Source organism: Massilia frigida (genome assembly GCF_011682175.1).
GTDB classification, from domain to species: domain Bacteria; phylum Pseudomonadota; class Gammaproteobacteria; order Burkholderiales; family Burkholderiaceae_D; genus Telluria_A; species Telluria_A frigida.
Genome location: NZ_WHJG01000011.1, coordinates 123,323 through 134,690 on the forward strand (window position 1 = coordinate 123,323; position 11,368 = coordinate 134,690).

11 protein-coding genes are annotated in these 11,368 nt (G+C 64.0%); 4 read left to right on the forward strand and 7 right to left on the reverse strand.

Annotated elements, in window-relative coordinates:
* Positions 1-52 precede the first annotated feature (52 nt).
* Both F2P44_RS13430 and F2P44_RS13435 read left to right on the forward strand, forming a co-directional pair.
* Entirely contained in the window at positions 53-1,771 is a 1,719-nt protein-coding gene (locus F2P44_RS13430; RefSeq protein ID WP_167087201.1) for a hypothetical protein, read from the forward strand.
* A 177-nt stretch (positions 1,772-1,948) separates the two neighbouring features.
* Positions 1,949-2,194: a type II toxin-antitoxin system Phd/YefM family antitoxin gene (locus tag F2P44_RS13435; RefSeq protein WP_167087202.1), complete on the forward strand. Its 246-nt coding sequence runs from the start codon at positions 1,949-1,951 to the stop codon at positions 2,192-2,194.
* A gap of 100 nt (positions 2,195-2,294) precedes the next feature.
* On the opposite strand, the gene F2P44_RS13440 is transcribed toward F2P44_RS13435, so the two are convergent.
* From F2P44_RS13440 to kbl, 4 genes are read right to left on the reverse strand one after another with little or no spacing between them, the layout of a single operon-like run.
* Positions 2,295-2,945 (reverse strand): SMI1/KNR4 family protein, encoded by a 651-nt coding sequence (locus F2P44_RS13440; protein WP_167087203.1) that lies wholly within the window; start codon positions 2,943-2,945, stop codon positions 2,295-2,297.
* A gap of 10 nt (positions 2,946-2,955) precedes the next feature.
* Positions 2,956-4,353: an L-serine ammonia-lyase gene (locus F2P44_RS13445; protein ID WP_167087204.1), complete on the reverse strand. Its 1,398-nt coding sequence runs from the start codon at positions 4,351-4,353 to the stop codon at positions 2,956-2,958.
* Positions 4,354-4,401: 48 nt separating this feature from the next.
* Positions 4,402-5,364 (reverse strand): NAD-dependent epimerase/dehydratase family protein, encoded by a 963-nt coding sequence (locus tag F2P44_RS13450; protein WP_167087205.1) that lies wholly within the window; start codon positions 5,362-5,364, stop codon positions 4,402-4,404.
* A 16-nt stretch (positions 5,365-5,380) separates the two neighbouring features.
* Positions 5,381-6,604 (reverse strand): glycine C-acetyltransferase, encoded by a 1,224-nt coding sequence (gene kbl / locus F2P44_RS13455; RefSeq protein WP_167087206.1) that lies wholly within the window; start codon positions 6,602-6,604, stop codon positions 5,381-5,383.
* Positions 6,605-6,818: 214 nt separating this feature from the next.
* Here kbl and F2P44_RS13460 point away from each other — a divergent pair, with 214 nt between their 5' ends.
* Entirely contained in the window at positions 6,819-7,394 is a 576-nt protein-coding gene (locus F2P44_RS13460; protein WP_167087207.1) for a helix-turn-helix domain-containing protein, read from the forward strand.
* A 456-nt stretch (positions 7,395-7,850) separates the two neighbouring features.
* Here the strand turns inward: F2P44_RS13460 and F2P44_RS13465 are convergent, their stop codons facing one another.
* Entirely contained in the window at positions 7,851-8,132 is a 282-nt protein-coding gene (locus F2P44_RS13465) for a hypothetical protein (protein ID WP_167087208.1), read from the reverse strand.
* Entirely contained in the window at positions 8,087-8,566 is a 480-nt protein-coding gene (locus F2P44_RS13470; RefSeq protein WP_167087209.1) for a hypothetical protein, read from the reverse strand. The genes F2P44_RS13465 and F2P44_RS13470 overlap by 46 nt, the downstream gene beginning before the upstream one ends.
* Before the next feature lie 240 nt (positions 8,567-8,806).
* Here F2P44_RS13470 and F2P44_RS13475 point away from each other — a divergent pair, with 240 nt between their 5' ends.
* The gene (locus F2P44_RS13475) at positions 8,807-9,133 is read left to right on the forward strand and encodes a hypothetical protein (RefSeq protein ID WP_167087210.1); all 327 of its coding nucleotides are present in this window, start codon (positions 8,807-8,809) and stop codon (positions 9,131-9,133) included.
* A 46-nt stretch (positions 9,134-9,179) separates the two neighbouring features.
* Here the strand turns inward: F2P44_RS13475 and F2P44_RS13480 are convergent, their stop codons facing one another.
* Complete coding sequence (locus tag F2P44_RS13480; protein WP_229423531.1) at positions 9,180-11,354, reverse strand: prolyl oligopeptidase family serine peptidase; 2,175 nt, start codon at positions 11,352-11,354, stop codon at positions 9,180-9,182.
* Between the last annotated feature and the right edge of the window lie 14 nt (positions 11,355-11,368).

Genomic DNA, 11,368 nt, shown 5'->3' on the forward strand with positions numbered 1-11,368 from the left:
AAATCAGGTCCATACTTGACCATGTAGATACGCCAAAGCCGGAAGGTTCAACATGGACACCCCTCAGATCACGCCGCTCGCGGCACGCAGCGCAGGCCCTGTCACTCCCCTCGCGGCAACGCAAGCCATGGCCATCGAGCAGGCCCAGAGCCTGCCATTGATGACGGTTGCGCCTACCACGGTCGACCTGTCGACCTCGGGGCGCTTCCTGTCGCTGGCCTCCTTATTCCAGAAAAAGACGCTGGACTTGCAAACCTCTGTCGTTGGCGACACGGATACATCGAAAAGGCTTGCCGATGTGGCCGTTGCAGCGGCGGCCGTGATCAGCGTGTTCAACGAATTGCAGACCGGCGCGGTCGACAACACCGGCACGCCGATGGACACCCTGGGCGAGCAATCGTTGCAATCGCAATTTTTCCAGCAGTTTGGAAGCACGCCGCAGGATGCCGAAGCAAGCCTGGCCGCTATCGGCCTGAGCTTTGCGCCGGCGACCAGCGGCACCGCTGGCACCCTGGATTTGGACGAGACGGCGCTGCAGGATGCATTTCGCCAAGACCCGGCCGCCACGTCGGCATTGCTGGACCGTGCCGCCAACGCCTTCTTCGGCGTGGTCAGCACACAAGTCCAGGCACAGGCCGCCAACGTTTCTTTCCTTGCCGACGACAGCGTGATCGGCGCCGCGCAGCCGGTCCTTGCCGCCGCGCCCCAGGACCTGAGCGCCACCCCGTTCCAGCCAGCCAGCAATGAGGACAATCTGTTCGTCCAGAGCCTGGTGACAGATACTCCGCGCAATGAAAGCGAGCCGCCGAACGCACTCGCAAGCGGACTGCCGCCGCCCCTTGCCCAAGCCGACCTGGGCGAAGGCAGCGATTTTCCGGTGCAGGTGGACCTGATCGCCCCGGAAACAGAGGCGCCGGCCCAAGGCGCGCGCCCGGCCCCGCTGCCGGAAGAACCGGACGCGCAAGCGACCGCCACCAACACCGCCCTGGCCGAAGCGCGCCAGCCTGCTGTGCTCACTACGCCAGCCGAAGCGCGCCAGCCTGCGGCGCTCGCTACGCCAGCCGCAACGGCAGCGCCAACTGCAACGGCAGCGCCACCCGTTGCGGTAGCGCCGAGTACGGAAGACCGGTTGCAGCCGGCAGCCATCGCTACCACGCAGGCGACCAGCACGGTTTCCGAACCCGACACCACGGCAGGCAACCCGGTCAGCGTCGCGCAACAGGCACGCGTTCTGGCGCAACAGTTGCAAGCGGAACGCGAAGCAGCGCGCGAGCTCGACGAGAAAATTGCCGGCGCCAGCGATGCGGTACGTGCCGCCTTGGCCGATGACATCGCCAGGCGCGACGCAGTCAGGGTAGATCAGCTCAACGTGGAAAGAGCCATGGCACAGCGGCGCGCGGACCAGCTGGAGCAAGCCGGAGCGCGCCCCGTCGTGCCGGATCAGTTGGTGCGGCCCGAGGCTGCCGCGCGGACGGCCACGACGGTCCAGTCGACGACCGGGGTCCGGAACACGGAGCAGGACCAGGACATCACGCTGCGGCAAGCGCCGCTTCCGGCGCCGGACCAGGCGCAGCAGGCCGCGCGCGACCCGGCAATTGCCACCGCCATCGCGGCCTACAACGTCAACACCGGTCCGTTCGCGGCACAAAACGGCCGGCCCGACATGCAGCCACCCAAGCCGAAGCCTGTCGCGCCGGTTGCCGCTGTCACGAAGGTGGACCCCGCCGGGGCGCTCGGCACCCCTGGCGACGGATCGTCGCCATTGCGCTAAGGTGCTGCGCATGTCCGGCATATCGGTCGTTCGCGACCTGATGGACAGCAGACACCCTGCGGCCGGCGAGCGCGACAACGCCACCGCACCGAAGGTCCCGTCGAACGATCTGACCGCAACGACTTGAAAGGCAGCGCAAGCTTGTTACACTATTTGGACCAACTCCGGAAGGTTCAAATGAAGATCGTTAACATTCGGGAAGCACAGGAGCATTTATCCAGCTTGGTAGAAGATGCGGCAAAGGGCAAACCGTTCATTATCGAGATGTCCGGAAAACCAATGGTCAAGGTCATCTCCATGGATGAAACGGTCACGACGATACCCCGGCGACTGGGCTTCATGATGGTCCCGATGTCCATTCCAGACGATTTTGCCACGATGGAGCAAGACGACATCGAATCAACATTCGAAGGAGACAAGTGAGACTCTTGCTGGAACGCGCTCGCCATTGAAGGGTTAGCGCTTCTTCACCAAGAAGGTGTTGCCTGCGCATTTACTGTAGGCAGGAAATTGTCCGAATACACTACGCTTCCCAGCGCGCCACGACGTCGAACGCAAGCGGCTCAGGAATGCTCACCCTGGCGTACAGCGCTTCCTCCTCAACCTGGCTGATGAGCGACAACATCGTTTCCGAACGCGCTGTCGAACCACGCTGGTAAGGATGCCCGGCTGGCGGTTTGCCCAGGCAGCCGTGCAGCATACCCTGGAGCGCGGGATCAAGCAGATCGGCCACCTTCGCGATATCGGCCCGCAGACAGGCAACCGGGTCGCCAGCATCCTCATCGAGCAAATCCAGATCGGCAAACACGGCCAGATACTCGGCCACGACAAAGTGATCGAAGCTGGCGTAACGCAGCCGCGAGGCGCTGCAATCGCGCCATACCATGGCAATACCCTCCTCGCCGCCGCGCAGGCGCACCAGGCAATACGCATCGCCCGCGCCGGATCGTCCGAACGGCAGGAACACATTGCCATGCTGCTTGACCGGATTGAGCCATCCTGCAATGACTGCTCCCGCGCGCTGCGCCGACAGCCACTCAAAATCATACACTGCGGACAAGGCCGTCCGCTCAGGATCATCACCGCCGGTCCTGCCGCTCTCGATCAGATGCCGCAGGGTGGCCGGCAAGGCGATGCCGGTGGTTGCGGACAACGCCTCGAACGACTCACCCACGCGCCCGCCCCTAGCAAGCGGCGTGGTTGACCGTCACCACGTGAATCGCCAGCCCGCCGAGCGAGGTTTCCTTGTACTTGTCCTGCATGTCGGCGCCGGTCTGGCGCATCGTTTCGATCACGTCATCGAGGCTGACGAAGTGGGTACCGTCGCCCTTGAGCGCAAGCGAGGCGGCGGTAATCGCCTTGATCGCGCCCATGCCGTTACGCTCGATGCACGGAATCTGTACCAGCCCGCCAATCGGGTCGCACGTCATGCCCAGGTGATGTTCTATGCCGATTTCGGCAGCGTTCTCGATCTGTTCATTGGTGCCGCCCAGCGCCGCCACCAGCCCGGCCGCGGCCATCGCGCAAGCCACGCCGACTTCGCCCTGGCAGCCGATTTCGGCGCCCGAGATCGAGGCATTCTTCTTGCACAGCATGCCGATGGCGGCCGACGTGAGCATGAAGTCGCGCACCCCGCGCACCGGATCGCTCGGACGGCAATCCTCGGCGTAGTAGCGCAGTACCGCCGGAATGATGCCGGCCGCGCCGTTGGTCGGCGCCGTCACCACGCGTCCGCCGGCGGCGTTTTCTTCGTTTACCGCCATCGCGTACAGGCTGACCTGGTGCAGCGCATCGTGCGGCAAGTCGTTGGCGCGGTTGTCGCCATTCTTGGCGTCGAGCGCCTGCTTCCACAGGTTGGCCGCGCGGCGCTTGACGTTCAGGCCACCGGGCAACTGCCCGCCAGTCACCAGGCCATGCGCGATACAGTCGCGCATCACCTGCCAGATCTTGTCGATGCCGGCGTCGAGCGCCGCGCCATCCATGCGCGCGCATTCGTTCGCACGCAGCATTTGCGGGATCGTCAGGCCGGTGGCGCGGCCGTGCGCGAGCAGCTGGTCCATCGTGTCGAAGCTGTAAGGAATCGGCGCGGTGCTCTCGCCATTGCTCTGGCGCGCCTGCGATTCGCCGGCGGCGTGAATGAAGCCGCCGCCGACCGAATAGAAAATCCGTTCGATGACGCTGCCGTCATCGAGCTTGAGCGTGAAGCGCATGCCGTTCGGGTGTTCGGGCAGCGAAGAGCTCTTGTGCCAAATTAGGCCGGTGCGGGCTGAAAAGGGCACTTCGTGGGTGCCCAGCAGCTTGATCACGCCATCGAGTTCGGCTTCGGCCAGCATGTCTTCGACCCGCTCCGGGTCCACGCCCTGCGGCGTTTCGCCCATCAGGCCGAGGATGACCGCCTTGTCGGTCGCGTGGCCCACGCCGGTCAGGGCCAGCGAGCCATACAGCGCCGCTTCCACGCCCACCGCACGATCCAGCGGACCGCATTCGACCAGAAAACGCCGCGCCGCCACCATCGGCCCCACGGTGTGGGAACTCGACGGCCCGATGCCGATCTTGAATAGGTCGAATACGCTCATGTCCATCAGTTGCCTCTTGTATGTTTTTTATGTGGTGTGTGTCGGTGAAACAAATCAGGCAGCCTTGGTGAGGCTGACGTCGATATTGGCCAGCATGTCGGCCACCAGCTGGTCGAGGCCTACCTGCGCCTTCCAGCCCCAGTCGGCCGCGGCCACGCTGTCGTCCAGGCTTTGCGGCCAGCTGGCGGCAATCGCCTGGCGGCTGTCCGGCTTGTAGCCGATCTCGAAGGCCGGCAAGACGCGCTGGATTGCTGCCGCCAGTTCGCCCGGATTGAACGATACGCCGGCCACATTATAGGCAGAACGCACTGCGATTTGTCTAGATGGGGCATCCATCAATTCGATGGTGGCACGGATCGCGTCGGGCATGTAGATCATCGGCAGCGTGGTGTCGGGGCCGAGGAAGCATTCGTAGCGTTCGCCGCGCAGGGCCGCGTGGAAAATCGCGATCGCGTAGTCGGTGGTGCCGCCGCCCGGAGGCGATTTGTAGCTGATGATGCCGGGATAGCGGATGCTGCGCACGTCCACGCCATACTTGGTGAAGTAGTACTCGCACAGGCGTTCGCCGGCCAGCTTGCTGATGCCGTAGATGGTGGTCGGGTCCATCACCGTGTACTGCGGCGTGGCCTGGGGCGGCGTATTCGGGCCGAACGCGGCGATCGACGATGGCCAGAACACGCGCAGCGGCTTGCCTGCTTCGCCGCGTTCGCGCGCCACTTCCAGGATGTTGAGCAAGCCATCCATGTTCAGGGTCCAGGCCTTGAGCGGGGCCTGTTCGCCGGTGGCCGACAGCAGCGCCGCCAGCTGGTAGACCTGGGTGATGCCCTCGTCGGCCACCAGGGCCGCCAGGCGCGCTTTATCGAGCACGTCGAGCTGGGTGTAGCGCGCCGCCTTGTACACGTTGTTCGCGCCGATGTCCGAGGCGATGACGTTGCCGGCGCCATGCTGCTGCGCCAGCGCGCCGACCAGTTCACTGCCAATCTGGCCGTTGGCGCCGATAATGAGAATGCGTTCCATGTGCTTGACTTCCGTATTATGAGTGTTCTTGATTCTTGAGAATGCCCAGCTCGCGCCCGGCCTGTTCGAATGCCTTCAGTACCGTGTCGAGCTGTGCGCGCGTGTGCGCGGCCGACAGCTGTACCCTCACCCGCGCCTGCCCCATCGGCACCACCGGGTAGAAGAAGCCGCTCAGCAGCACGCCCAGCTCGTACATGCGCGCCGCGAAGCGCTGCGCCACCGGCGCCTCGAACAGCATCACCGGCACCACCGGGTGGGTGCCCGGCTTGATGGTGAAGCCGATGCGCTCGATCTCCTTGCGGAAGTAAGCGGTGTTCTCGTGCAGGCGGTCGCGCAGCTCGGTCGACTTGGAGATCCGCTCCAGCACCGACAGCGAGGCGCCGGCAATCGATGGCGCCAGCGTGTTCGAGAACAGGTAGGGACGCGATTTCTGGCGCAGCGTGTCGATCACTTCCTTGCGCGCGGCGGTAAAGCCGCCCATCGCGCCGCCCAGGGCCTTGCCCAGGGTGCCGGTGATGATGTCGATGCGGCCCATGACGTTATGGTGTTCGTGCGTGCCGCGCCCGGTCTTGCCCATGAAGCCGGAGGCGTGGCATTCGTCGATCATCACCAGCGCGCCGTATTTGTCGGCCAGGTCGCAGATTTTATCGAGCTGGGCGATGGTGCCGTCCATCGAGAACACGCCGTCGGTGACGATGACCTTGTGGCGCTTGCCGGCGGCAATGGCGGCCTGCAGCTGCACTTCCAGGTCGGCCATGTCGTTGTGCTGGTAGCGATAGCGCCCGGCCTTGCACAGGCGGATGCCGTCGATGATCGAGGCGTGGTTGAGCGCGTCGGAGATGATGGCGTCGTTCTCGTCGAACAGCGGCTCGAACACGCCGCCGTTGGCGTCGAAGGCGGCCGCGTACAAGATGGTGTCTTGCGTGCCGAGGAAGGCCGAGATGGCCTTTTCGAGTTCCTTGTGCACGGTCTGGGTGCCGCAGATGAAACGCACCGACGACAGGCCGTAGCCGTATTTTTCGGTGGCCTCGATCGACGCCTGCTGCGTTTGCAGGTCGCCCGACAAGCCGAGGTAATTGTTGGCGCACATATTAATCAGGGTGCGGCCATCGTCGGCCACCACTTCGGCGCCCTGGCGCGACGCCAGCACGCGCTCCGGCTTGTACAGGCCCTGTTCGCGCAGCGTATCCAGGTTGTGCTGCAGGCCGCTGAAAAAGGCACTTTTCGCTTGCTCGCTCATCATTATTCCTCGTCATGTGGTTGCCGGCTTGACCGACTGTTGGACTATGCTGTACCGTGCTCCGGACCGCACGGATTCATCCGATCCGTTAAATTCCGTTATGTCGAACACAAATTCAATATAATGGATACTACCCAAGGCGAGTGAACTTGGCAAGCCTCGCTTTGCTTATATGTATGGAAATTTTTTGTTTGATCACCGTTCCGAAAACCCGATGAAACCACCCGTATCGAGCAATTCCCCCCCTGAAGTAGGCGCCACTTTGCAACGCTTGCGGCTGGCGCGCGGCCTGACCCTGGAGGACTTGTCGCGGATCGCCGGCGTGTCGAAATCCATGTTATCGCAAATCGAAAGGGAGAAGGCAAACCCCACGATCGCCATCACCTGGCGTCTGGCCAACGCCCTGGGCGTGCCCATCGGCGAGCTGCTGTCGGCCGAAACGCGCCCGGTCGAGACCATCCGCGTGCTCGACGCCCACGAAACGCCGACCCTTCCGGGCGCCCACGCCGGCTACGTGCTGCGCATCCTGGGGCCGATGGATCTGGCAGGAAAGTACGAATGGTATGAGCTGACCCTGGCGCCGGGCGGCGAACTGGCGTCGCAGGCGCACGATCCGGGCACCTGCGAGCATATGACGGTGCTGCACGGCAGCATGGAACTGGAAGTGGGCAGCGACAAGAAGAAAATCAAGCTGGGCGGCACGGCGCGCTATCCGGCCGACCAGAACCACGTGATCCGCAATGCCGGCAAGACCGAAGCCAAGGCCTTGCTGGTGGTGGTACACCGCTGACCGGCGGGAATCCAGGGATCGCCAGCCATCCCTGCCTATAGCCCACGCCGTGGCAGCCATGCCAGGCACCGCCGGATAGGCGCGCGGCAGCGGCGCCACGACGTTGCCGCCCAGCGCGGGCGACAGCCCCGGCTACTGAAATGCTGGTCGCTCACCTGATACGTCCCTTCGATTATTTCACCGATGACGAAATCGGCACAGCTGCCCACTTCTGTTGTATTTTGAAACTTCCGACCGGAATTGACGGCCCGGCGTTGTCCAGACGCACGGTTGAGGGATTGCCCGCCTACACCCCGTTGGCGCCAAACTTTACCTCCACCCGCACCCGCCAGGCACCGGCCCCCTGCCCGCTCGGCTGTGCCTCGGCATGTCAAGCCAGTTGCCCGACAGCGCAACGTACTCAGCGCAGCTCAAGGCCCGGCAGCGATGCCGGGCCTCAAACTTATGCGTGAAAAATCAGCGACTTGCCGCGATCATGCGCATCAGGACCAGCGCCGCCAGCGCGGCCAGCAGGTGCTTGAGCGTGTGGCCGCTGAGCGCATGGATGGCGCTCAGGATGGCAGCGTCGGCCAGCTCGCACAGCTTGGCCAGCACGTACAGGCCGATGGCGACACCAAATGCACGCCGCTGCGCAGGCGGAGCGCCGGTCTGCCATTGCAGCACCGGGACCAGCACCAGCGGCGCCAGCTGGATCAGCAGATAGGGGCCAAGGTTGCCGCTGGCCGACCACCAGAACACGCTGGCCGCCCCAGGGCGCACAGCGCGGCCAGCGTGGGCAGCGGCGCGCAGCGCGTGGGGAAGGCATCGTGCAGCGCGGCGGCGAGCAGCGACACGCAGGCCAGCGCGATCGGCAGGCGGTCCCACACCAGGCGCGTGTCGTCCGGGGCCAGGTGGTACCAGGAAGAGCCGAAGCCGGTCAGCAGGATCGCGACGAAGAACATGGTGTGGGCCGGCCGCGTGGGACGCACGTGCAGCAGGCAGGCCAGCCCGATGAGCAGGAAGCCGAGGTTCGACAGCACGTCAGCGGCGTTGGCCAGGCCGGACAGCGAACGCACGTCGGCGAAGGCGTGGTAGCCGGCGGGCTGCGCGATCGGACCGGCCAGCAGCATGGCGGCGGCGAGGAAGGCGGCAACGTAAACGGCAGCGTTTGGTCGGGCTTGGGTGAGCTGCATGACGGTCCTTGGCAGTGGAAAGAAGCTCACTGTGACGCGTCCGGCGCGGGCGCGGGAAAGGATGGCGGGAAGTACCGTCGGGCAGGACATTCGGTGGCGGATTCCGATACGCCCCGGCCTGCGCGTATTGGGGCATCTTCAGCATGGCGTGCGCCGGGCTTGTCTTTTCTTTAAACCGCTTTTTATCGATCGCAAATACTGGAACTCTGCCAACCGCTGGCCACTTCAAGGAGAAACAGCATGAACGTCACGCTTTACATCAGCCCCGCCGAGAATCAGCCAGGCAACTATCTGGTGCTTGTCAACGGCGATGGCTTCTACAATTCGGTCAACAAGAAAGTCGGCGCCCGGATTCGCGGGGACGATGAGTGGTTCGACGACACACTCTTCAGTATTGGCGGGACCGGCATCGAACGCGTCGGTGTCGACGGCAGCTTTTCGCTGTCGAACACCGTATCCGCCAACCAGCTGAACGAAGACTGGGGCCAGGATGAGGTGTATGCCCTGGTCAGCGTGGAAGGACTCAGTGGCTCGTTCAAGACCAACACGATCAAACGCGACTTCTGACCTCCATCCCCTCGCCGCCACCAGCACGGCGAGGGGATCGCAGGTTTTACTTCGCCGCCACCTTGGCCGGCTCGTTCATGCGCAAGGCCCGGCTCAAAAAGCCCCAGCGGTCCGCCACTTCCTCGATCAGCTTGGTGGTCGGCTTGCCGGCGCCATGGCCCGCCTTCACATCGATGCGGATCAGGATCGGCGCAGCGCCTGCCTGCGCCGCCTGCGCCGCCGCCGCGAACTTGAAGCTGTGCGCCGGCACCACGCGGTCGTCATGGTCGGCCGTGGTGATCATGGTGGCCGGATAGCACGATCCCGCCTTCAGGTTATGCAGCGGCGAATACTTCACCAGCGCCTTGAATTCATCCGCATTGTCGGACGAGCCGTAATCCGAGATCCACGCCCAGCCGATCGTGAATTTATGGAAGCGCAGCATATCGAGCACGCCCACCTGCGGAATGGCCGCCGCGAACAGCTCCGGACGCTGGGTCATCGCCGCACCGACCAGCAGGCCGCCATTGCTGCCGCCGCCGATGGCCAGCTTCGCCGGCGAAGTCACCTTGTTCGCCACCAGCCACTCGGCCGCGCCGATGAAGTCGTCGAACACGTTCTGCTTGTGCAGCTTGGTGCCCGCCGTGTGCCAACCTTGGCCGTATTCGCCGCCGCCGCGCAAGTTGGCCACCACGTACACGCCGCCCATTTCCATCCACGCCAGGTTGGCCGTCGAAAAGCCCGGGGTCAGCGAGACGTTAAAGCCGCCGTAGCCGTACAGGTAGGTCGGATTGCTGCCATCGAGCTTGAGGCCCTTCTTCGACACGATGAACATCGGCACCTTGGTGCCATCGCGGCTGGTGTAGAACTGCTGGCGCGTTTCGTAGGCGTCCGGATCGAAGTCCACGGTCGGCTTGCGGAACACCGTGCTGGCGCCGGTTTTCATGTCCAGGCGGTAGGTGGTGGTCGGGTTGGTGAACCCGGTGAACGAGTAGAAGGTCTCGCTGTCGCCACGCTTGCCGTCAAAGCCCGACACCGAGCCGATACCCGGCAACGCGATGTCGCGTACCAGCTTGCCCTTGCGGTCCATGACCTTGACCACGCTGCGCGCGTCGGCCAGGTACTCGGCGATGAACTGGTTGTTCACCAGCGAGACGCCGACCAGGGTTTGCGCGGTCTCGGGGATGATCTCTTTCCACCGCTTCTCGGCCGGCTTGCGGATGTCGATGGCGACCAGGCGCGAACGCGTGGCATTCTTGTCGGTGCTGAAGTAGAACACCGGGCCATCGTTGTCGATGAAGTTGTAAAAAGCCTCGAAATTGTCGATCAGCGGCACCACCTTGGAACCCGGCTTGGTCAGGTCCTTGTAGAACATGCGAGACTTCTGCGCGGAACCCTTGTAGGCGGTGATGATCAGGTATTTGCCGTCGTTACTCACCTCGCCGCCGAAGCCCCATTCCTTTTCGTCCGGACGGTCGTAGACCAGGGTGTCTTCGCCCTGCGGGGTGCCGATCTTGTGATAGTACAGCTTCTGGAAGTAGTTGATGCCGGCCAGCTTGGCCGATTCTTCCGGCGCATCGTAGCGGCTGTAGAAAAAGCCCTTGCCATCCTTGGTCCAGGAAGCACCCGAGAACTTGACCCACTTCAGGTGGTCGTCCAGGTCCTTGCCGGTGTCGATGTCGCGCACTTTCCACTCGTTCCAGTCGGAGCCGGATGCGGCGGTGCCGTAGGCGAGGTACTTGCCGTCAGGGCTGACGGCGCTGCCGGCCAGGGCCACCGTGCCGTCGGCGGCCAGGGTGTTCGGGTCGAGCAGCAGGCGCGGCTCGTCGCTCAGCGACTTCATCGTGTAGAGCACCGCCTGGTTCTGCAAGCCGTCGTTGCGGCTGTAGAAATAGCGGCCGCTTTCCTTGTACGGCACGCTGTAGCGCTCGTAGTTCCACAGCTTGGTCAGGCGCTCCTTGATGGCGCTGCGCTCGCCGATCTGGCCGAGGTAAGCCTGGGTCACCTTGTTCTGGGCGTCGACCCACTCCTTGGTCTCGGCGCTGTTGGCGTCTTCGAGCCAGCGGTACGGGTCGGCGATGCTGGTGCCGTGATACATATCCTGCTGCTCGACTTTTTTCGTGACCGGATAGGTCGTTGGCGTGCCGCCGGGCGCGCAGGCCGGGGCCTGGGCTTGGGCCAGTGCTGGTCCGCCGAATGCGGCGAGCAGGCTGGCGACGAGGACTGCATGTCTCATTTGCATGGTTCTGTCTCTTG